This window comes from Desulfobacter latus (assembly GCF_013389365.1).
Lineage (GTDB): Bacteria > Desulfobacterota > Desulfobacteria > Desulfobacterales > Desulfobacteraceae > Desulfobacter > Desulfobacter latus.
Genome location: NZ_JACADJ010000025.1, coordinates 1 through 22,282, shown reverse-complemented (window position 1 = coordinate 22,282; position 22,282 = coordinate 1). Strand labels below are relative to the sequence as shown.

15 protein-coding genes are annotated in these 22,282 nt (G+C 48.1%); 4 read left to right on the top strand and 11 right to left on the bottom strand.

The annotated features are described in order from the left end of the window. Nucleotides 1-6 precede the first annotated feature (6 nt). From HXW94_RS09050 to HXW94_RS09025, 6 genes are all read right to left on the bottom strand, one after another. A complete protein-coding gene (locus HXW94_RS09050; protein WP_178366572.1) occupies nt 7-1,416 on the bottom strand; it encodes an RRXRR domain-containing protein in 1,410 nt (469 codons plus the stop codon). A gap of 213 nt (nt 1,417-1,629) precedes the next feature. Further along, nucleotides 1,630-2,319, bottom strand: a complete 690-nt coding sequence (hypB, locus tag HXW94_RS09045) for a hydrogenase nickel incorporation protein HypB (protein ID WP_178366571.1) — start codon at nt 2,317-2,319, stop codon at nt 1,630-1,632. 98 nt (nt 2,320-2,417) lie between these two features. After that, entirely contained in the window at nt 2,418-2,768 is a 351-nt protein-coding gene (hypA, locus tag HXW94_RS09040; RefSeq protein ID WP_178366570.1) for a hydrogenase maturation nickel metallochaperone HypA, read from the bottom strand. 5 nt (nt 2,769-2,773) lie between these two features. Next, a complete protein-coding gene (gene tgt / locus HXW94_RS09035; protein ID WP_178366569.1) occupies nt 2,774-3,901 on the bottom strand; it encodes a tRNA guanosine(34) transglycosylase Tgt in 1,128 nt (375 codons plus the stop codon). 9 nt (nt 3,902-3,910) lie between these two features. After that, a complete protein-coding gene (gene queA, locus HXW94_RS09030; RefSeq protein ID WP_178366568.1) occupies nt 3,911-5,002 on the bottom strand; it encodes a tRNA preQ1(34) S-adenosylmethionine ribosyltransferase-isomerase QueA in 1,092 nt (363 codons plus the stop codon). Beyond that, nucleotides 5,002-5,193, bottom strand: coding sequence for a DUF2065 domain-containing protein (locus HXW94_RS09025; protein ID WP_178366567.1), 192 nt, complete (start codon nt 5,191-5,193; stop codon nt 5,002-5,004). Before HXW94_RS09025 ends, queA begins: the two co-directional genes overlap by 1 nt. Before the next feature lie 140 nt (nt 5,194-5,333). On the opposite strand from HXW94_RS09025, the gene gatB reads away from it, so the two are divergent. From gatB to HXW94_RS09010, 3 genes are all read left to right on the top strand, one after another. Then, nucleotides 5,334-6,758: an Asp-tRNA(Asn)/Glu-tRNA(Gln) amidotransferase subunit GatB gene (gatB, locus tag HXW94_RS09020; RefSeq protein WP_178366566.1), complete on the top strand. Its 1,425-nt coding sequence runs from the start codon at nt 5,334-5,336 to the stop codon at nt 6,756-6,758. Nucleotides 6,759-6,770: 12 nt separating this feature from the next. Further along, nucleotides 6,771-7,403, top strand: a complete 633-nt coding sequence (locus HXW94_RS09015; RefSeq protein WP_178366565.1) for a hypothetical protein — start codon at nt 6,771-6,773, stop codon at nt 7,401-7,403. Between the two features lie 427 nt (nt 7,404-7,830). Beyond that, nucleotides 7,831-9,030, top strand: a complete 1,200-nt coding sequence (locus tag HXW94_RS09010; RefSeq protein ID WP_218576641.1) for an ATP-binding protein — start codon at nt 7,831-7,833, stop codon at nt 9,028-9,030. A gap of 74 nt (nt 9,031-9,104) precedes the next feature. On the opposite strand, the gene HXW94_RS09005 is transcribed toward HXW94_RS09010, so the two are convergent. The 5 genes from HXW94_RS09005 to HXW94_RS08985 all read right to left on the bottom strand — a co-directional run bounded on the left by HXW94_RS09005 (nt 9,105) and on the right by HXW94_RS08985 (nt 20,157). Continuing rightward, a complete protein-coding gene (locus HXW94_RS09005; protein ID WP_178366564.1) occupies nt 9,105-11,087 on the bottom strand; it encodes a flagellin N-terminal helical domain-containing protein in 1,983 nt (660 codons plus the stop codon). Nucleotides 11,088-11,113: 26 nt separating this feature from the next. Beyond that, the gene (gene flgK, locus HXW94_RS09000) at nt 11,114-15,286 is read right to left on the bottom strand and encodes a flagellar hook-associated protein FlgK (RefSeq protein ID WP_178366563.1); all 4,173 of its coding nucleotides are present in this window, start codon (nt 15,284-15,286) and stop codon (nt 11,114-11,116) included. A 16-nt stretch (nt 15,287-15,302) separates the two neighbouring features. Continuing rightward, nucleotides 15,303-18,008 carry a flagellar hook-basal body complex protein gene (locus tag HXW94_RS08995; RefSeq protein ID WP_178366562.1) on the bottom strand — a complete coding sequence of 902 codons (2,706 nt, stop codon included), beginning with the start codon at nt 18,006-18,008 and terminating at the stop codon, nt 15,303-15,305. Between the two features lie 152 nt (nt 18,009-18,160). After that, nucleotides 18,161-19,288, bottom strand: a complete 1,128-nt coding sequence (locus tag HXW94_RS08990) for a FlgD immunoglobulin-like domain containing protein (RefSeq protein ID WP_178366561.1) — start codon at nt 19,286-19,288, stop codon at nt 18,161-18,163. Between the two features lie 326 nt (nt 19,289-19,614). After that, entirely contained in the window at nt 19,615-20,157 is a 543-nt protein-coding gene (locus tag HXW94_RS08985) for an REP-associated tyrosine transposase (RefSeq protein ID WP_178366591.1), read from the bottom strand. Between the two features lie 277 nt (nt 20,158-20,434). Between HXW94_RS08985 and HXW94_RS19230 the strand changes: the two genes are divergently transcribed. After that, on the top strand, nt 20,435-22,018 hold the full coding sequence (locus HXW94_RS19230; protein ID WP_218576640.1) for a DUF6399 domain-containing protein: 1,584 nt from the start codon (nt 20,435-20,437) through the stop codon (nt 22,016-22,018). Nucleotides 22,019-22,282 lie beyond the last annotated feature (264 nt).

Sequence of the window (22,282 nt, the reverse complement as noted above, 5' to 3'; positions counted from 1 at the left end):
CCAATTTTAATTTTCTGGTCGAGAAGTCTCCTTCCGAATCTTTGATTCGGAAGGAGACTTCTCGACCCATTGGCTGATAATTGTTTGATTTTTGCATATCAGTGATACCTCCCGCAAATTGACCTGCTTGTATTTTTTCATTGGATTTTTGATATAATTGCCTTTGATATCTACAATATAGCATGACGATGAGCCTGTGAATCCGGAGATAAAACCGACTTTCCCTTTGTACTGCACCGTATCCCAGCGACTGAAACCTTTCAGGGTAAATACATTCTTGTTATTCCGCTTCTGGGTTCGATTCGGTGTTTTCCTGCCTTTTCTTGCGGTTGCTTCATGCAGGCTTCTTTTCCGTGACTGCACATGTTTTGTCTGTATATACCGGTCCAAAGGATCTGCCTGTTTATCTGCAATAACAACCGCATCATTGACGTGGGATTTTTGGATTCCCGCCTTATTTCGATAGTGAGCAGTGATATACCCGAATGTCATCCGTAACGGCACGATCCGGGACAATTCCGCTTGCAGATAGTTTTTACCTTGTTGAACATGCGCGGCTGAAATGTAAAAAGTGCTTTCCTGCCTGGGAAGTTTCAGACCGTCTTTATGGTGCCTTTCATGGCAACCTTCACATAATGTCATCAGGTTCGACAACTTGTCCGTGCCGCCGTTGGCTTTTGGCTTTATATGATGGCATTGCAGTCTTGATTCTGCGCCGCAGACACGGCATTTAAATTTGTCACGCACCAGACATGCCTGCTTGAAATTCTTGTGATACAATAACTCTCCATGCTGATATTGCCTGCCTGAAATATCGGGATTCTCCATTGCCTGAAAATCAAAACAGGCATCCTCAAGGATAATCCGGGAAACCGGTAACGGAATTTGCTTTACCGCCCGGATTATCGCCTCTTTCTTTGCCTTGATTGACGGGGGGATTTTGAATACTTTCTTTGGGATTCCCGCATATTTTTGATGAATACCCTTTACTTTTCTCAGACAGACCCGGCAGATCACCTGGGATGCCGGCGCATTACCGCCACAGACTTTGCATATGGGAATGGACGACTTTCTGTTCAGGAATCTTGACTTTCGATATCGAGTCTTCCGGTTCCTCCGGGATCTCCGGTATTGCCTTCGAGTGTCTAACTTTAATTTGATATCCGATCTCAGAGTGATTTCTTGTTGAAACAGAGACTTCCCCTTAGATACCGCAGAGATACCGACTTGAATCCCCCCGTCATCTATGCCGACAGTAACCGGCTGTACATGCTCTGTCGTCTCATAAAGCAGTTGAATGGCAAACGGTGTTCTCTGAATCACTTTTGCCTCTCCCTGCTTCAGCAAAATTCTTGCATTTGCCGGATTTGTCGGCATCAGCCATTTGCCGGATTGTGATCTGACATACACTTTCATAAAAAACCTTTCGGTTATGCACACCCTCCGAAGAGGGGTAAGGTTCACTTCGCCAATGTTCAGCAGGCTTTATAATGCGGTTGACCGCCCCTACCTCACAGGGCTTTTACAGGGCCGCGACAGGGCAACGGACTAGTGAATACATCCGAGGGTGTCTATTTCCTGCCGAACGTAGTCCCCAATAAAGAGACTCAGGCTAGTCAACTTGGGCTTTTACAAGCCCCTTCTGAATCTTTGATTCAGGAGGGGTAGTTGACCCTTAGTGCGCAACCAAAAGAGCCAGGGTTCAATGCCCTCCCCGGTCTTGGCGGACAGCTCAAACACCGGCATACCCGGATGGACCTTGTCCATATTTTCCACCGCCAGGGCCGCATCAAAATCCAAGTAAGGCAACAGATCTATTTTATTTAAAATAGCAGCATCCGCCACCTGGAACATGAGCGGATATTTTAAAGGCTTGTCCTCGCCTTCAGTGACACTTAACACCACGGCCCTTGCATCCTCGCCAATATCAAATTCCGCAGGGCAAACCAGATTACCGATGTTTTCCACGATAAGCAGGTCAAGGTCATCGCACCCCAGAGCCCTGGCCGATGATTCAATCAGATGGGCTGCCAGATGACAGTCTCCGCCGAACTGGTCCGTGTTGATCTGGGTCACCTTGGCCCCTGTTACGGAAAGCCGGTCCGCATCATTGGTGGTGCAGATATCGCCGACAATCACCCCCACCCGGATATCGGGCATCAGATTTTCCAGGGTCCGGCACAGGACCTCGGTCTTGCCGGATCCCGGCGATGACATCATGTTCAGGACAAACACCTGTTTTTCTTTAAAAAAGGCCCTGTTTCGATCCGCATCGGATTCGTTTTTTGCCAATACCCGTTTTTGTATATTTACTTCCATATTCCTCTTTTATATGAAAACGTTTAACCACGGAAATCACTGAAGACACTGAAAATAAAATTCTGTGATTTCTGTGTGTTCTGTGGTTAAAATGTTTTTCAGTTATCTGCCAGTTCGATGGATGTGATCTCAATCTCCCGTCCCGAAATCATGGTCACCTGCCCGTTGTTGCATGCAGGGCACCCAAAGGCCGGGATCTCGGTCTGCCATTCATGGTTGCAACGTTCGCAGCGCAGGCACACCGGCACCTCGTCGATGATCAGTTCAGCGCCTTCAAGGGGGGTGTCCTTGGTCATTACCTCCAGGCAGAAGGAAAGACTGTGTTCCACCACGGCAGCCAGTTTGCCGATCCGTAAATTCAGTTTTTCCACCCTGGGGTTTTCAATGTCATCGGGGATGGCATCCAGGGCGATGGTTACCATCTGTTGGGCAATACCCATCTCATGCATGCTTATTATTCCTGCCTAGCCTTAAAAAATTGCTCTCTAAATTCAGGAAATCGATCCTCTTGTATTGCATGACGCATTTTAGCCATAAGGTCAAGATAATAATAGAGATTATGAATGGTGTTCAGACGATAGGACAACAGTTCCCGGGATTTATACAGATGGCGCAGATAGGCCCGGGAGTAATTGCGGCAGGTGTAGCAGCCACAGGTTTCATCAATGGGGCGCTCGTCTGTCTTGTATTTGGCATTGGGAATATTAACGGTACCGGTATGGGTAAAAAGCTGGCCGTTTCTGGCATTTCTGGAGGGCATCACACAGTCAAACATGTCGCAGCCCATGCCCACCAGGGTCACCAGATTTTCAGGCGTACCCACCCCCATAATGTACCGTGGTTTTTGTGACGGCAAAAGCGGCAGGGTGTGGTCCGCCATCTCATACATCACGTCGGTAGGCTCTCCCACGGAAAGACCGCCAATGGCAAATCCGGGAAAATCAATGGCGGTGATCTGTTCTGCGGATAAAGCGCGCAATTCTTTAACCATACCGCCCTGGACAATACCGAACAGGTTATTGACCGCACCGTTTTCCTGCCAGAAATCAAAGCCTCTTTTGGCCCAGGCCGTGGTCTTATTCAAGGCGTCAGCCACCTGCTGGTCCGTGGCCGGATACCCCTGGCACCAGTCCAGGGACATCATGATATCCGAGCCCAGAATCATCTGGATCTCAACGGCCCGCTCCGGGGAAAAAAAGTGCCGGGAGCCGTCAATATGAGATTGAAAATGCACCCCTTCATCGGTGAACCTGGCCAGTTTTGCCAAAGAGAAAAACTGGAACCCCCCGGAATCGGTGAGCATGGGCTTTTCCCAGGCCGTAAAGGTGTGAAGCCCTTTCATGGTTTTAATGACGTCGACGCCCGGCCGCAAATATAAATGGTAGGTATTGCCAAGAATAATCTGGGCCCCGCAATGTGCCAGATCCTCCTTTGACACGGCTTTCACCGATCCCAGCGTACCCACGGGCATAAAAATAGGGGTGTCAACAATACCGTGATCCGTGGTGATCCGCCCCAACCGGGAGCGATCCCGGGCGTCATCTTTTTTACGATTATCTTTTATCAGGTCAAATGTAAGCATCTTTGATTCTCACTCTATAAACATGGCATCGCCATAACTGAAAAACCGGTATTTCTCAGCCACGGCCACCTTGTAGGCATTTAAAATCCGTTCCCGGTCATAAAAGGCCGAAATCAGCATAAGCAGCGTGGATTCAGGCAAGTGGAAATTGGTGAGCATGGCATCCACGCATTTGAACCGGTAGCCTGGATAGATAAACAGATCACAGCGGCCCTGACCGGCCGACATCCGCCCCCCAGGGTCGGTACAAAACTCCAGGGTGCGCACCGCAGTGGTGCCCACGGCAACAACCCTGCGCCCGGCCCCACGGGCCTGGTTAATCGTTTCAGCCGTCTGTTCATCTACAATAAAATATTCCGAGTGAATCTGATGATCCCGGATATCCTTAACCCGCACCGGGACAAAGGTGCCATACCCCACATGCAGGGTGATTTGGACCACCTCCACACCCTTGTCGGAAAGCGTTGCAAGCAAATCGTTTGTAAAATGAAGCCCGGCCGTGGGTGCAGCCACGGCCCCTTCGGCGTTTGCATAAACTGTCTGGTAATCGTGCCGGTCATTCTGCTCATCCATTTGCGCCGGTGTGCCGCTCCCCTGCCCCGGATTCTGATCCCGTTTTATATAGGGCGGCAAGGGCATTTTACCTGCTTTTTTTAACCGGGATAAAAAATCAGTGCCCCCGTCAAAACAGACCACAGAGATCCGGTCCCGGTGTTCAATCACAGTGGCCTTGATACCCTCGCCCAGATCAAGCACCGTGCCCGCTCCCGGTCTGCGTGAGGCCCGGATCAGGCAATCACACTGAAACCCTCCGGTATCGGCCAGGTGTTTCATGCCGGCCGCATAGTCAATAATGAGGACCTCTACCCGTCCCCCCGTGGATTTATGCCCCAAAAGCCTTGCCGGCACGACCCGGGTATCATTGACCACCAGCAGATCACCGGGGCGCAGCAGATCAGCGATATCAAGAAACCTGCGATGGCTGATGCCATGGCGCCTGCGGTCCAGGTGCATGAGCCGGGACAGACTTCTGTGTTCACAGGGTGTCTGGGCAATCAAGGATTCGGGCAAATGATAGTGGTAATCCTCCAGATTGTACATCAACCGGCCCCCATGGCAAGGTATACGACCGCCAGACCCGCAAGCATCATAAAGAAGCCGAATCGCCTTAAGCTGCCTTCGGGCATTTGCTGAATCAGCATTACCATCTGCTGCATTTTATGCGGCGCGATGAAATAGGGCAACCCTTCCACAATCATGACCATGCCCATCACACAGAAAAAAAACTTCATTGAAATGATTTCCTTCTATTCTATTTAGGAGATATTCTTGATAATTAAAAACATCAAGGTTATAAAGGAAGGCTGTTAAGAACTCAACCCCCGGGTGTGATGCCGTCATGCGCCGGGCACCCAAAGGAACCAAATATCACATGGCATTTGAACCCGTTATCGGACTAGAGGTCCACGCCCAGCTTAAAACCAAGACTAAAATTTTCTGCAGCTGCTCAACCGCCTTCGGCAAGTCCCCCAACGCCAATACCTGCCCGGTATGCACCGGTATGCCGGGGGTTTTACCGGTACTGAATAAACAAGCCGTCACCTTTGCGATCAAAGCCGGTCTTGCCACCAACTGCACCATCAACCGGGAAAGCCGGTTTGACAGAAAAAATTATTTTTACCCGGATCTTCCCAAGGGGTACCAGATCTCCCAGTTTGCCATGCCCATTGCCGAACACGGCTTTCTGGATATTGAAGCAGATGGAACGGAAAAACGCATCGGCATCACCCGCATTCACATGGAAGAAGATGCCGGAAAGCTGATCCACGATCCCCTGCGCGGGAAAAGCATGGTAGACCTGAACAGAACAGGGGTACCCCTTATCGAAATTGTCAGTGAACCCGACCTTCGCACGGCATCCCAGGCCGGTGCATACCTGAGAAAACTGCACGCCATTTTAAAATACATTGATGTCTGCGACGGCAACATGGAACAAGGCTCATTCAGATGTGACGCCAATGTTTCCCTGCGGCCCGTGGGGCAGGAAAAATTCGGCACCCGCACCGAGCTTAAAAATCTGAACTCCTTTAAAAATGTGGAAAAAGCTATCCTGTATGAAATCCAGCGCCAGACCTATGTATTGGAAGAGGGCGGAGAGGTTATCCAGGAGACCCGCCTGTGGGATCCGACCAAAAACCGCAGCGCATCCATGCGGGGCAAGGAAGAGGCCCACGATTACAGATATTTCCCTGATCCCGACCTTGTACCGCTGATTGTGGACGATGCCTGGATCCAGGACGTTCGTGCCGGCATGCCGGAACTGCCTGAGGAAAAAAAGCAACGGTTTATCACGGCATACAATCTGTCTGAGTATGATGCCGCTGTGTTAACCGCGGACCTGGACATGGCCAATTTTTTTGAACAGACCATTACGCCGCTGAAAAACATCAAGCAGGCCGCCAACTGGATCATGACCACCCTCATGGGCATGCTTAACGCCAAGGCCATTGAAATCAGCGAGTCACCTGTTTCTGCTCATGAATTTTCAAAGCTCCTTGGACTTCTGGAATCCTCCCGAATTAATGCCAATGCCGCCAAAACCGTTTTTGAACAAATGATTGAAACCGGCCAAGATCCTGAATCCATCGTCAAGGAGAAAGGCCTTGAACAGGTATCGGATCAAGGCGAACTTGAAGGCATGGTGGATGAAATCATCCAGGAAAACCCAGACGAAGTTCAAGCATACAGGGACGGAAAAACCAAGCTGTTCAGCTTTTTCATGGGTCAGGTCATGAAAAAAACCCGGGGCAAGGCAGACCCCAAAGTGGTCACGCCCATGCTTAAATCAAAACTGTAACGGAAAAAATAAATGAATAAACCACATACCGTTATTAAAGTGATTTTGTCCGTCTTCATCCTCGGCGGATTGATCTTTTCATGTACGGCTGTTGCCGCTACGCCTGAAACCCTTGCCGTGCTTTCCTTTAACATCAATGCCGATAAAAATCTGGACTACATTAAAAAAGGGATCTCAACCATGCTCTATTCCAGGCTCACCTGGCCTGAAAAAGTCGTTGTTGTGCCGCCCAGAAAAATGGCCTCCCTTCAGGCTGGGTTAAAAGAATTTTCCGGTAATAAACTGGTCCATAAAACGGCCGAAAAAACCGGATCCAGGTATGTGCTTCACGGCACCATCACCAGCCTTGCAGGTGCCTTCAGCATTGATGCCAAAGTATTTGACACCGCTGAAAAAAAGTATATGGCTTTTTTTGAACAATCCAAGAACAGTGACGACCTGATAAAAAAGGTGGACCGCATTGCCGCTGCCATAAACCATAAAGTATTCAACCGTACCACCGTCACCTGGGAAGAGATGGAACAGGAAAAGCAGAAAAAACGCAATGCGTTAAAAAATCAGAACCCGGAAAACCTCATGCAGATGCCGACCGGATGGCAACCCGAAGAAAAAATCGGCTGGAAAGTCTGGAAATACCTGTTCTAAAATTAACCACGGAAGACACGGAAAGGCACGGAAATGAGATTGAGCGCTTTGCGCGCTAACTTTCATTGCTTTCCGTGTTTTCCGTGGTTCACAAAGACGAGTCTCTGTACCATTTTAGCGTGTTCCTCAGAAGAGTCTGTACCATTTTACGACAGCACTAAAAATAGTCCTTGATCGAAAACAAAATTCAGATTATTTTCAATGCAAATAAAAAAATAGGATATTGCCTGGGCAAAATTTTTACACACTGCCTTTAATTGGGGTTTGGTCATAACATCGGCCACAGCGTAGGTTGGGTTGAACGAAGTGAAACCCAACAACTTATTGGCGTTGGGTTTCGTTCCTCAACCCAACCTACCGGAAATCCGTATGGCCTAAAATATGACCAAGGCCTTTAATTGTATAGCTGTTTAGCAGGAGTCTCTTCATGCAAAGAATTTACAATGACCTGATCAGGGAACACCTTGTTCAAAACAGGCAAATGGCATTTGTCAGTGGACCAAGACAGGTGGGAAAGACGACATCTGCACAAATGATTGATGAAAATGCATTGTATATTAACTGGGATAACCAGGGGGATCGGCTGAATATAACCAAAGGGCCAGATAACCTGGTCCGGGTTTACAACCTTGACGCCCTGGGTAAAAAAGACAGTTTAATTATTCTGGACGAAATCCATAAATACGGCAAATGGAAACAATTTTTAAAAGGTTTTTTTGACAGTTACGGCACCGATTTCAAAATTCTGGTGACGGGCAGTGCCCGGCTCAATATTTATAAAAAGTCCGGTGACAGCCTTATGGGCAGATATTTTAACTATCGCCTTCACCCGCTATCCGTTGCTGAAACAATTCATTCAGATTTAATTGAAAAAGAGATAAGAGAACCACAAAATTTTCCAGACCAGACCATGAAAGATCTGCTGGAATACGGTGGTTTTCCGGAACCTTTTTTAAAAGCGGACAAACGATTTTATAATAGATGGCGCAGGCTGCGCACGGAACAGTTTTTTTATGAAGATGTAAGAGATCTGACCAATGTACAGGAAATCTCTTTAATAGAAACTTTAGCGGAAATTCTAAAACATCAAACCGGCCAGCTCACCAACTACAGCTCACTTGCACAAGATCTTAACATTTCAGTTGATACGGTAAAAAGATGGCTGGTGATTCTCGAAAGACTTTATTATTGTTATTCGATCCGGCCCTATTTCGTGAATATCCCTAAGTCGTTGAGAAAGCAACCTAAATACTTTTTGTGGGATTGGTCGCTCATACCGGACAAAGGCGCACGACATGAAAACATTGTGGCGTCACACTTGCTGAAAGCCGTCCATTACTGGTCAGATGCCGGCTTTGGAGACTACGGACTTTTTTATCTGAGAGATAAAATGAAAAGAGAAGTTGATTTTCTTATAACCAGGGACAATACCCCTTGGATTCTTGTTGAAGTTAAGTCATCTTCGTCGAAGAGAATCTCTCCCCATCTTGAATATTTCAGTCATATTCTAAAAACGGACCACACATTCCAAATTGAGTTAAATGCAGATTATGTTGATGAAGATTGTTTCTCTGTCAAAAGACCGGTGAAGGTACCTGCAAAAACCCTTCTTTCCCAACTTGTATAAAACGGTTGACTCCAATTATCAATCAAGCCCCTCATTTCCGTGCCCTTCCGTGTCTTCCGTGGTTCAAAAAAAAATCATCCCATATAATCCACCAGGCTCATCCCCATCACAGAGGATGTCGAACTTAACGCCGCCTGATAAACGGTCTGGGCGGATTTAAGATTCATAATGGCCTCCACGGTATCTGCATCCCGGACCGTAGAGCGCTGGGTGGTCAATGTTAAATCCGTATCCAGAATAGTGGCTTCGGTGGTGGTTGTGCTGCTGTAAATCCGGCCCACCGTTGACATGCTTGATGTAAGACTTTCATAATGATTGTCCAGCCAGTTCATTGCCCGCTGAATGCCGTCCACATCATTATTTTCCAGGGCGTTTTTAAGATTAAAAACAGTATCCCATACACTCCAGGTGGCTTCTTCGCCCTCCAGGGGTTTTGAAGAGACATCCTCGGCATTGAAGCCAAGATCGCCGGCAGCACTTGAGTCGGCATGGGTACCCGAGGAGAACAGCAGGTCAAAGGACTCAAGCTGCCGGCCGGTGTCCGTATCCTCGCTGATGGTAAAGGAAGCGTTGTTATCTTCGTCATATGCCACTGACACTGAATAATTGACCCGGTTGCCGTTTTCCGCCGAGGCGGTTTCAAGGGCCTTTTCAACCGCTTCAGCATAGGATTCAGGATCTGAATATGTGTCGGCCGCTATCTCGGCAGTCAGTTGAACCGAGGTGCCGCCCCCATCTAAAAGGGTTTCGGTGAAATCAATGGTATCATTAGTGTCATCCACCGTCACCGGAAACGAACTGTTTTCCACTGGAACATCACTGGTAACCGTCTCAAGGATTACGCTGTCACTTTCAAACCCCAAATCAGGCAAAATACTTGCATTTTCATAGCCTTCCACAATATCAAAAGAGACCGTATCTCCCGCTTCAGGCGTCCCACCCAGATTTACAACAATGTCTGCTTTCCCGTTATCATTTACGTCGATTTCTATGGATTCATCGCCTGGATCAACTTCAATCTCGGCAGGCAGCCCATACCCCGGATCGTTGGACACTTTCCAGGTGTTGTCTTCGGTGTAGGTGAACGTTAATGGCTTTGTCCCCTCGGGAACCGGCGTGTATTCGGTCACAGGCGTTTCATTAACGATATTGATTTTTACATCTTCAAAATTTGCACCATCCGTTTTAAGATTCGAGGTCCTGGCGGTTTCCGTCTGGATCGCTTCAAAGGTCACACGCATGGGGGTGTCAAGACTGCCGTCAGTGCCAATGGAAAATGTATTGGTGTCGTCATCATATGCCACCGCGTAGATAATACCATATCCCTGTTCCTCGCTGACGTCGTTCAGGCTGTCTTCAACAGCAGCGGCAAGTTCTTCTTTACTGTAGGTGCCGCTGGTAATGGTTGCCTCATGGGTGATGATATCATCGTCACCTGTGCCGGGGTCTTCGATGAAAACAATCTTGTTGTTGGTGGGATTAACGGTGATATGATCTTCATAAAACAGGTCACGGCCACAGCAATCCAGGGATATGGTGGTGTTCCTGGAGGTGCTGATATTGACCAGGTCACTGCTCCCGTTGTAGGTTACGCTGGTGGGATGATGATCATCATCACAGGTAAACGGGGTTGTCCGGTTATTGTCACCACCAAACACATATCCGCCATAGGCGTCGGTATTGGCAAGGTCCAGAAGGCTAGCAAGATACCCCGGCATGCTCTCGGCAGCGTTGGATCGCTCCTGGTAAGACGCGGACGCATTGGTCAACGCCGAGCATAAGAGCTTCATTTCGGACAACTGATCCGCCATGGTGTCAAGGGCGGTTTCAGCCGTGGTCAGCACGTTCTGGGCCTGGTCTACATTCACCTGATACTGGTCCAAGGCGGCCAGGTCGGAATTGATGGTCAGCACCTGCTTCATACCCGATGGATCATCAGATGCGGAACTGATTTTAATATTGCTGGAGACGACTTCATTGGCCTCGTTTAAATCAGAGGTGAGTCGTCCAAGCTGATATGTGGCCTGTTTGTATATGCTGATGGTTGCGACTCTCATGGCAGACTTCCTATAAAATGGGTTTATCAACGCGTTGCAAGCAGGGCGTCGAACATTTCCTGCACAGTTGTCAGCAACTTGGCCGCGGCAAGATAGGCCTGCTGCTGGGCTGTCAGGTTAATCATTTCTTCATCCAGGGACACGGCGGAGATTGAATCCCGCTGGGCCGTAAGCTGGAACATCAGGCTTTCGGAATACTCCAACGCGGAATTAATACCGGCCGTCGTGGACCCGATGGTAGAGACCAGGGATGCCTGATAATCATCCAGGGAGGTGGTGGTGACCGAAACCCTAACCCCCTTTCCCCTGGTATATGTATACGCTTTCATGTCAACACTGTCGTAACGGGTGTCGGCCATGGCCATGGCATTGGTATTATCGCCGGCGGCAAGCGCAAAGGTTTCAGTATCCAAAATGCCTGACGCCAGCAGATCGGTGTCGGACAACACGTCATTCACACGGATGTCTGATGCCTTTGTACCGGTAAAAAAGGTATTCACCCCAAGGGCGGCCGCAACCCCGCTGTCCCCGTCTTCATTCCCTGCAAAGGCATAGGAGAGATCATCTGCGTCCCTGGATTTCAGATCCATGCGGATATACCCGTCACCTGAAACCGGCTGGCCAAAGGTGATTTCAATATCCCCGATAGCGTTACCGGTCAGATCAATCTGAAACCCGTTATCATCACCACCGTCCGGAATAATTTTCATGGTGCCCGTGGGGTCGTTTTCAACGTCCCAGGTGACGCTCCCGTCGCCCGGGTCCGTCGTGCGTACAAATTCAAGGCCCTCAGCCTCAAATTCCAGGGCGCTATAGTTCAACACCTTGATTTCCAAATTTTCTTGGTCAATGTTATTACCGCCTGAACAGGTGACGTTTTCAATGGCGCAATAGTCATCATGGGTATCAAACACAATGCGATTGTCCCGGGTGACCGACACATTCACACCACCTGCGCTGCGGTTAAACTCGCCGGCAAAGGCGTCAAGGGTCCAGTGCCATTCCGAAAGGGTCTGTATGGTATCTCCCACGGCTTTCCCATTCTCATCCGTGGCGATATAAAAGACCTCCCCGTTCACCAGGGTGCCGCTGTCAAAGGCGATGGTCATGCCGTCCACGTCCGCGGTAATCCGGCGATTTTCATCCTTATCATCCTTAAGCTCAATGGTGCCTGAACCGGTTTCAGACGTCCATTGGATCACAATATCATCTTTATCATCCGGCAGGGTGCCGCCGGAAGTAACCGTAAACGCATACATATCATCGACACTTGCGGCCTTTCCTGTAACCGAACCTTGAAGAATGTCGGCGTTTCCGGCGGCATCGGTATTGATCCGCAGGGTGTTTCCGGCCACAAGACTGCCTTGGGAAATGTCAAAACTTACGGGTGTCCCTGTGCTGTCAATCTCAACCGCACCGGATTCATCAATCTCAACATATCCGGACTGGCCGGAGGCATTGCCCTTATTGTCAAAAATTTCCCAGTAAATAGTGGCAGGGTCACCAAATGTGGCGGCGGTGGTCGAATTTTTTGTAGCTGAGCCGGACACCAGGGTCTCATTTTCCGGCGATTCACTGCCGGAGCCAGTGCCGGTAGAGACGCGCAACACCGCATCACTCCCCGTGTCGCTGAAATCTGAAATCACAATGGCATCTGTATCAGTTGCATCCATTTTTACGATGGATACGGATGATCCGTTTCTGATAATCTCATAGCTTGCCAGATCCAGGGCCGCTGAAAGGGCACCTTCTAACTGCTGGGCCTGCTCGGCATCCGTGGTGCCTGCCGGGGCTGCCACGGCATAAGAGACAGGCTGGCCATCCAGTTCAAATGTAATGTTTTCCCCGTCATCAAACCCGTCATATCCACCGGCGCCACCCAGGGTAATCATGCTGGTGCCGGTCACAGGCGTTCCGCCGGCGCCGAACAGTCCGGCAGCGGAAGTTTCGTCAGAACTGATTTGCATACCCGGATCCATGACAATACTCACGGAACCGACGATGGCTAGGGCATCGGTTGCCCCGGAGTCGGTTTCATCCAAAGATCGGGGTTCGGAACCGCCGGCATCCATGGTAACCCCGAGTACATCTCCATCTGAAAAAGTGGCCTGGGCACCTTCCTCGTCTGATCCGTCAAAAAGGAGTTGTCCGGTATCTGTTAGAACCGAACTACCGACTGCGACAACATCAATGACGGCATCATTTCCTGTACTCTCGGAAGCCTTGGACAGGGACACATTGGAGCCGTCGGTGGTCAAAATGGTCAACTCGTCTGTGCCCTCATCAAGCTCAACCGCAAGGGTTTCGTTATCTGTCAATGTGTTTGAGATGGCATCGTAAAACGCCTGGGCCACTTCAGCAGAGTCGGTGGTATCCACATCCGTCAGATCCACGGCAATATCGATGTCCTGGTTTGTTGTCCCGGTGGTGGACAAGGTCAATGAAACAGAAGCATCATCCGTATCAAAATTTTGAAAGTTGGAAAGGGTGATGCCCGCATTGTTCACGACATTAAAATCATAAATCCCGAGGGTGGCACCTGACGTACTTTCAATGGACATGTCGCCCACAGCCAGATCCGTGTTCCGGTTGATTTCATTAATGGATTGGGCCCCGGCTTTAAGCGCATCCTCAAACTGTTCTGAAAGAGAAAGTGACGTATCCACAGTAAACTTGACATCTTCTTGTACCCCGTCAACATCCAAAGTAAACGTCACAATATCACCGTCGGCAGCCGATAAAATATTGGAAACATCAAAATAGGCTGAGGTCGAAGAAGCATAGGCATCAATGCCGTCAATGCCGGACAGTTTTTCGGCAATCTGAGCAGCGGACCGACCGGCACCGGAACCCGTGTCGGAAATATCCAGAGTCTGTGTATCAGACCCATGGGTAATGGTAAGGGTTTGTTCCGCCAAAGCCGCATCCATGGCATTGGCAATACCGCCTGGGTGATATGACACATCGCCCAAAAGCGTTCCACTGGACTGCACCACGGTCTTATCTCCCAGGGTCCCCTCATCAATCACCGTGAGTTCATAAATGGCGTCAGCCTTTCCGGGTCCGGTAATATTAGAGATGCCGGCTGTGGATATCCCCATATCCACATTTACGGTCTGGTATTCCGAGGTGGTGTCCGTAGCATCCTGGATCACCATGGAAAAATCCCTGGTGTAGTCAATTTCATCCCCGTAATACAGACTATCAAACGTCCCGCTCTCCCCGGCCTCGTAGGTGCCCGCCAGGGCGCCGGAAAAATAGGTCTGCCCTGCCCCCTGGGAATGCTGAGCGTTCAAGGTCCAGATCAGATTGGTGGCAAGTTCATCAAATTCAGCCTGGGTTTCGGGAATCATCACATCCCTGACCTCAAGCCATCCGGCAATGGCACCACCGGGTATATCATTGGTAATATCATAGGTGTTGCCGGATTTGCCGGTCCAGTACACACTGCCCTGGTCCAGGCTTATATCGTATGAAATGCCGTCCTCCACCAGCGGCAGGCCGCAGCTGGTGATCAGGTAGGAACCATCATCTTTCGCGATAACATCCACGTCAATGCGTTTTCCAAGATCGTCCACCAGGGCGTTTCGTTTATCCGCAAGGTCATTGGCATTCCCGCCGATACTTTCGGCATTGATCATGGCCAGATTTAACCCCGCGATTTGCTCGGAAAGGCTGTTCACTTCGGTAACGGCCGAAGAGATTTCGCTGTCCAGGTCATCGGTCAGATCAGACAGGGCCTCTTCAATGGCATTGATGCGTTTGGTAAGGGCAAGACCGGCATCATATACGGCATTTTGTTCGGTTTCACCGGACGGGTTGTTGCTCAAATCCTCCCAGGCGGACCAGTAGGCATCCAAAAGGGTATTCACGCTGTCATCACTGTCTTCGGAAAACAGGTCTTCAATAGAAGACATATAGACCTGTGCCTCTTCCAGAGCCGCCTGACTGGACAGTTCAGAAGTCAACGTATTTTCAATGAGCTGGTTTACGAAACGTGAAACAGAGGCAACCGTAACCCCTGTACCATAAATATTGCCCCCCGATGTCACGGTGGGTGTGGTGGACAACTGCGCAGACTGGATGCTGTAATCCTCATTGTCCGCGTTGGCAATATTCTGGCCCGTCACGCTGATGGCGGCCTGATAGGCCGTAACGGCATTGGACGCAGTATTTAGTATGGCATTAAGACCGCTCATGATTCCACCCTATTTGCTATCGTTTCATACCTATAACCGTGTTCATCAGTTCATCCACGGTGCTGATGATCTTAGCATTGGCCTCATAGGCCGTCTGCAGGCCGATCATGTCAACAAATTCCTCGGAGATATCCACATTGGACATCTCAAGGGCATAGGATGACAGGGTGCCCAGTCCGTTTTCCCCGGGTTTATTGGTGATGGCTGCCCCGCTGTCTGTTGTGGCTTGATAAAGATTGCCGCCCACATTTTCAAGGCCGTTTGGATTGTTAAAGTCCGCCAGCGCAATCTTGAACAAGGCAATATTCTGGCCATTTGAATAGGAACCGCTAATCAGGCCATTGGATTCCACCCCAATCCCGGTGAGATCCCCGGATGCATACCCGTCTGAATCCTGGTATGTCGTGGAAGAAGATCTGGCGTACTGGGTAGAGGATAACGAATCATTAATCCAGTTGCTGCCGTTAAATTTTGACCCGATATTAAATGAGATGTCGGTTTCCGTGGTACCGAATTCCCCGCCGAGGAAATCAGCCGTAAACTGGTAATACCCTGTCTCTTCCACCTCATCGGTTGTCACCGTGCGCCATGCTGTCGAGCCTTCAATATCAAAAGTGATCGAACTATCCTCTATAAGTTCTTCGCCAAACGTGAAGACAATATCGTCCTCATCGTCATCATTGCCGGACCCGTCCAGGTCAATGGAACAATATGTGGCATCGCCTGAAAGGGTTGCGTTGCTGTATTCATCCGGTAAGGCATTCGGCGGCGTCACGTCAAAGGAAAAGGTTGTTCCGTCTGTTAAAGCTGCGTTAGCACCACTATTTCTTACATCGATTGTGACATCCGCACCACCTGTTCCGTCAAAGTCAATCTCAACAAGGTCACTGGCACCAGTGGTAATAGTCATACTGGAATATTCGCTGGGCGCCGTACTATCGAAAACCCATTTACTGTTAGTACCATCATATTTCAAGCTGACAGTGGCGGCATCGGTTATCGCCTCTTCGTTGTTAATGGTAATCAAAGAGGCATCCGTACTCACTTGGGGTGGATCCACGTTAAAGGAAAAGGTTGTTCCGTCTGTTAACGCTGTGTTGGAACCTCCGTTTGTTACATCTATTGTGACATCAGCCGTACCATCTCCGTCAAAGTCAATATCAACACTGTCATTGGTACCAGCGACAATTGCGACACTGGGATATTGGGTGGTAGGCCCCGTACCCGTAGGCGCACCTGAACCATCATTGAAACCCCATTTAGTGTTAGCAAAGTCATATACCAAGCTGACCGTGGCGGCAGTGGTTATAGCCTCTTCGTTATTAATGGTAATCAAAGAGGCATCCGTACTCACTTGGGTTGTGTCGCTTGTGGTCAGGGAACTGACCTCGGGAGTTGAGTGATCTGAGTTCAGGTTATTGACTGCATCTCTACCAAAGCTCCAGATTTCCTCAGTCGCATCCCAGCTAATGGACATATCTTCAACTGATGTTGTTATGACACTGGGATCGTTAATGGCTAATGTTGTGTTGTCGGCCGTCACACCACCATCGTAAACCACATTTCGAATATCCTGAACGTGGAGTTCCATGGGATCGTTAATATCAAAGGAAATGATATCCTCTATGGGTTCTTCATCCAGAGACATTTTTAAATCCGCTTCGCCGTCGTTATTAAGATCGATATAAATTTTTTTCGCACTAGACTCAGGGAGAATAGCTGCAACGTCGTAATTATTGGGAACCGCATCAAGGGTCCAGCCATCGGCCTCGGCATATGACATTTTAAAGCCGTAACCATCCTCTTGAATGGCGGCGGAGTTTTCAATTTCAAAATGAACATCTGCTATGCTATTATATCCTTCAGATACATCCACGTTGCCAATCACACCTGTAAATTCTTCCATGGTCATGGAAACGATGTCACCGGAACTTTCGGAAAAGGAAATCGTCCCCCTTGCCAAAAGCCCTGCAGAATCCGTATTTGCCGCAAGGGTGCGCGCGTCTTCATCCGGACCACAGGCAATGACGTATTCCCATTCGGTATCGGATTTCTTATCGTAGTAGACAGTGACTTCATGGGAAGCGCCCAGGGAATCATAGGCCGTAACCACGGTCTGGTATTCATAACCATCCGAGTTCATCGTGGTACCGTCGTCCGCATCATATTTAAAATTGTTGGACAAAACGATGGATTCGGACTTGGCATCGGAATCCAGGTTGGTGATTACGGTAATTTCATTTGTATCATCCGGTGGGCTTGTAAAACCGCTCAATATCAGGTCGGTAACGGCCCCGTATTCTTCTCCGGTATCGCCTTCAACCTCCCATCCTTGTAAAACATACCCTTCGGACGTGACGAGCGCGCCGCTTTCATCGAATGAAAAATTACCGGCCCTTGTATAATAATTTTCGTTAGAGTTTAATTCGGAAACAACAAAGAAACCATCCCCGCCAATGGCAAGGTCTGTGGCATTGCTTGTGGTTTCAAGGGAGCCGTCGGTGAACACCTGGGCAACATTGTCAACGTTCATACCAAGCCCCACCTGGGAAGTACCGGCATTGGTGCCGATAGTCTGGTAAAGGGTATCCGAAAAGGTGGCGTTCCCTTTTTTAAACCCAAGGGTATTGATGTTTGAAATATTATTACTTGTGACTTGGAGTGCATTGCCGGTGTTGCCCAGGCCGCTGGTGCCGGCATAAAGGGAACTGGTTAATGACATGGGTTTCTCCTTCGCATGGGTAAGATTTTTATAAGAAACTAGAGACAAGATACAAGAAACAAGAGGTCGAAGCGCCTGGGGCGCTCATTTTAGCCTGCATTGTTGCTGTCTTTAGTTTCATTCTGTATATTGTATCCGTCAGGACATGGCTGTTATTCAACAGCAGTTATGGTTGATACAGATACCAGACGCCCGGTATCTCCAATTTCAAGGTACTGGACACCGTCCACGGCGGTGATGGCACTGACCTCTCCGGAAATGTCCATGTCGGCTGTTCCGGTATCGGCTGTAACCGTATAATAATAAAGTCCGTCAGCGCTCAGCTCATCGCTGCTTGTCATCCCGTCCCAGACGACCTCATTTTCTCCGGTGGTTGTCTCTTGGGCTGATATGTCAATCGTATCAACTTGTTCATCATTGGTGTTATATATTGTCACCGTGACATCGGACGCAGCAGTCAGGTTAAAGCCCAGTGCATCCCCCTGGACCTCGCCCGCTGCCACCTGGACGATGGGGTGACTTGAAGATACCGTGGTGCCAAGATATTCAATAACGGACGGCGAGTCACTGGAAGAGGCGGCGGAAGGGGAAGACGCGCTTACCGTTGTCACATCGTCCGGGTTCACCAACACGCCGTTGACCACCAGGTATCCTTTTCCATTCTGGTAAGATATCGCCTCCACAGTTCCGGACAGATAGGATGTCACCTCTTTGTAGCCCTTCCCGGAATTGGCCATCACCACATAGGAATATTCACCGTCATCCAGAGTGTTACCCGCATCATCCGTGCCATCCCAGGAGACCAGATAAGCTCCGGCCTCAACTTCGCCCTGGGGCAGGGTCGCCACCTGGGTGCCATCGGCATCATACACATACACAATCACCTCAGCAGAGTCATCAACCTCATAAAACCCGGAAGTAACAGCGCCGTCATCAATGGTCATTGAGTTCACGGTTGCCGTAACGGTCATTCCTGCAAATGAGTTGACATCAATATTACCGTCAGACCCCTCAGCATCCGCCATCATCTCATCAATCTTATCATTGACATTGATCAGCTGCTCAACCTGGCTGAACTGGGCCAGCTGGTCGGTGAACTGTTCCGTATCCGCCGGATCTAGGGGATTCTGATTTTCAAGCTGGGCCACTAAAAGCGTTAAAAATTCTTCGCTGCCCAATGACGTTCCCGAGCCGGCGTCACTTTTCTTTGAGGTCTTCTCAGTATCATACGCCTCATAGCCGTTAACCAATGATGAAAGAATGGATGAATTATCAGACATGTCTGTCTCCTGTGGCTGTTACTACTTAATTCTTTAATGATAGCGCCGAAGCCATCTATCCTGGACATGGATATATACAAGAAGCGTGCCGGAAAGACTTGAACATAAGGAGATACAGCACGTACAACATACATAGATAAAGGCTTTAAGCCTATATTTCGCCCTTAAACAGCCAATCATATTTATTACAAACTATCTGAAGGGTCTATTTTCAGGGCGATGAAGAATTAAATACCCGGAAGAATTTGCCGGTTAACGGCGGATAATTTTTTCTTTCTACCAGTTGTTGGGTTTCGTTCCTCAACCCAACATCGATTGCCAACATGTCACTCTTTTCCAATCGTCTCATCAAACAAAAATCTCTCGCCAGCACCCCAATCAATGGGATATTTTCCCTGTCGAACATACCGGTGAAGGCTTGAATACGTCCAATTCCCCGGCACGTCAACCAATCCATGTTTCACGGGATTGTAATGAATATATTCGACATGGCGGATGAAATCTTCCTCATCACGTATCAAATGTTCCCAATAACGTCTTTGCCAGATCGCCTGTTCCTGTTTTCTCGTTCGGGATTCAAAAGCTACATGTCGATATTTTGCGTTCACGTTGCGGGTAAAATAGCTTTTAATCAATCGCCACCGGGTCGGGAAATCATCGTCCCCACGGGGCAAGGTCCACATGCAATGCAGATGTTCCGGCAACACCACCATCGCATCAATTGTAAATGGATGATTTTCCATCACATATTTAAACGCCCTCCGCAGGAGATTAACATTTTCAGGTTGCGTTAATATTTCCAAGCGGTTGCATGTAACCACCGTAAAAAAATAAGTTCCTCCCGTTATTCGGGCCCGGCGATAATACATACCATTAACCATCATTCATTCGTGTTGATTCGTGGTCATTTGTAGGTTGGGTAGAGTGCAGCGAAACCCAACATCAATCTACCATTCCATATACTCGCTCAAGTATGGGGTGTCTAAATGCACGGGTTTAGTTTACGGCTACCTACCTAAAGCGGGACAAAATGTCCTGCTAATTTGAAAAAAACATGCTCATCCTTGCATTTGTTTCATTGATGATTACAACAAAGATTGGAGAATAATTTTTCATCCGGTACTGATATTTAAACACAAATGAAAAATGAAAGATGATAATATGAGCATTCGAACAAGATGTACTCAAGTGTTTTCATTTTTTCAAAAAAATAAATCTGATACAATCAGAAAAGCTGCCGCTGCAACTGGGATATCCAAAAGCAGTGTTCATAGACATAAACAGGCAATCAGGAATCGAAATCGATATCCGGAATCTCTCTCATGGGAAACAGAAGCCGGTCAGGTCTGGTTTACAATTCTGGTATGTGCAACGCTTTATGTCTTTGGAATTCGTTGTGGTGTGGGTATGGAAACGATTTCCGAATTTTTCAAGATCCTTCGCCTTGAAAAGCATATCGGAATCTCTGCCACCAGCCTTCACAGGAAGGTTGCTGAGATTGAAGGCCTTATTTTGAAATACAAAGAGACTTTTGAAAAAAATAGCGGTGGAACTGCCAAAGTTATTGTGGGAGCCGATGAAACTTTTTTTGATAAGATGATACTGGTAATGATTGAGTTGAGTACCGGTTATATTCTTATCGAAGAACCGGCTGAAAACCGAACCTGTGAAACCTGGAAAGAAAAAGCGGTTCATGCTTTGGAAAGGTTAGGATTAAAGGCTGCATATATGGTCAGCGATAACGCAAAAGCTCTTGTAAAGCTTGCATCTTCAGGAATCCAGTGCAGCAGAATTCCCGACTTGTTTCATGCAATGAATGAGATAGTCAAAGTTATGGGAACGCGTTTTGCAAATAAGGCAGCCCGGATTCATGGAAAAATTTCGAAAGAACTTGCTGCTCTGGAACTGCTTATGGAATCAGGTAAAAGTCCTGAAAAAGTCACCAGAAAACAGAAACAGATCGAAGCATTAAAAACGGAGCATGAGGTTATTATGGAAGGTCAGACACGATATTATGATCTTCTGCACAATTTTTCCAAAGCAGTACATCCGTTTTCAACTGATGAGAATGGTCCTCTAACCTCGGAAGATGTTGTTGAGAAACTTCTGGTGACTCTGTATGCGCTGAAAACTTTGGCTGTAGAGTACGAAATTAAAGACAATAAAAATGCTCTTGATAAGGTTGAAAAGCAGATTCGTGAGATAGCAGCATTGATTGATATATGGTGGATCTGGGTCAAAGAAACTATTGCACATTATAATCTGGATGCTGACAAAACAGATTGGCTCCTTTATACTTACTTACCGGTTATTTATTGGGAGATTCAATTGAAACGAACTTCATCAGAATCCCTTTCAAATTCATATGAACAGGCTTACGAACGAGTTCAAAGTGTTCTGAATGATCATCCTCTGACTGCCCATGTTCCTAGTGAAGAAATAAAACAATGGCAAAGCTGGGCACATTGGATTGCAACAAAATTCCAAAGAACTTCTTCTGCCGTAGAAGGAAGGAATGGAGCCTTGTCTCGAATGAACCATAATCAAAGATCAATTCCATTAACAAGGCTGAAAGTGCTCACTGTCATCCATAATTTCGGAATAAAAAGGCAGGATGGTACAACAGCAGCCCAACGATTGTTTGGGCAAAAATTTCCTGACTTATTCGAATGGATTGTTGAAAGGGTCGGAGAACTGCCCTGCCCGAGAGAGCATTCGGTAACCCATTGATATGTTAGCTTTGTCCCGGCTTAGGTGGGTAGCCTAGTTTACCCGTGATTTGACCAGATTGCTTATGGGCGCATTCCCATTTTCCCGGTTTTAAAAAAGCCTATCTTTTTATGAAAAAAGCATGATATGAACTCTCAAAACAATACTATCTGAGGAGCAAATATAATGGAAATGAAGAAAGCCGAAGACTGTGAAACTGTAGAAGAAGTTCAAGCCTACCTGAAGGTACTGGATGAAGATAATCGGTTAATTCAAACTCCAGAA

Bases quoted from the DNA above. Each gene is read 5' to 3' on its own strand.
- HXW94_RS09050 (WP_178366572.1), bottom strand. From the start codon at position 1,416: ATGAAAGTGTATGTCAGATCACAATCCGGCAAATGGCTGATGCCGACA.
- hypB (WP_178366571.1), bottom strand. From the start codon at position 2,319: ATGGAAGTAAATATACAAAAACGGGTATTGGCAAAAAACGAATCCGAT.
- hypA (WP_178366570.1), bottom strand. From the start codon at position 2,768: ATGCATGAGATGGGTATTGCCCAACAGATGGTAACCATCGCCCTGGAT.
- tgt (WP_178366569.1), bottom strand. From the start codon at position 3,901: ATGCTTACATTTGACCTGATAAAAGATAATCGTAAAAAAGATGACGCC.
- queA (WP_178366568.1), bottom strand. From the start codon at position 5,002: ATGTACAATCTGGAGGATTACCACTATCATTTGCCCGAATCCTTGATT.
- HXW94_RS09025 (WP_178366567.1), bottom strand. From the start codon at position 5,193: ATGAAGTTTTTTTTCTGTGTGATGGGCATGGTCATGATTGTGGAAGGG.
- gatB (WP_178366566.1), top strand. From the start codon at position 5,334: ATGGCATTTGAACCCGTTATCGGACTAGAGGTCCACGCCCAGCTTAAA.
- HXW94_RS09015 (WP_178366565.1), top strand. From the start codon at position 6,771: ATGAATAAACCACATACCGTTATTAAAGTGATTTTGTCCGTCTTCATC.
- HXW94_RS09010 (WP_218576641.1), top strand. From the start codon at position 7,831: ATGCAAAGAATTTACAATGACCTGATCAGGGAACACCTTGTTCAAAAC.
- HXW94_RS09005 (WP_178366564.1), bottom strand. From the start codon at position 11,087: ATGAGAGTCGCAACCATCAGCATATACAAACAGGCCACATATCAGCTT.
- flgK (WP_178366563.1), bottom strand. From the start codon at position 15,286: ATGAGCGGTCTTAATGCCATACTAAATACTGCGTCCAATGCCGTTACG.
- HXW94_RS08995 (WP_178366562.1), bottom strand. From the start codon at position 18,008: ATGTCATTAACCAGTTCCCTTTATGCCGGCACCAGCGGCCTGGGCAAC.
- HXW94_RS08990 (WP_178366561.1), bottom strand. From the start codon at position 19,288: ATGTCTGATAATTCATCCATTCTTTCATCATTGGTTAACGGCTATGAG.
- HXW94_RS08985 (WP_178366591.1), bottom strand. From the start codon at position 20,157: ATGTATTATCGCCGGGCCCGAATAACGGGAGGAACTTATTTTTTTACG.
- HXW94_RS19230 (WP_218576640.1), top strand. From the start codon at position 20,435: ATGAAAGATGATAATATGAGCATTCGAACAAGATGTACTCAAGTGTTT.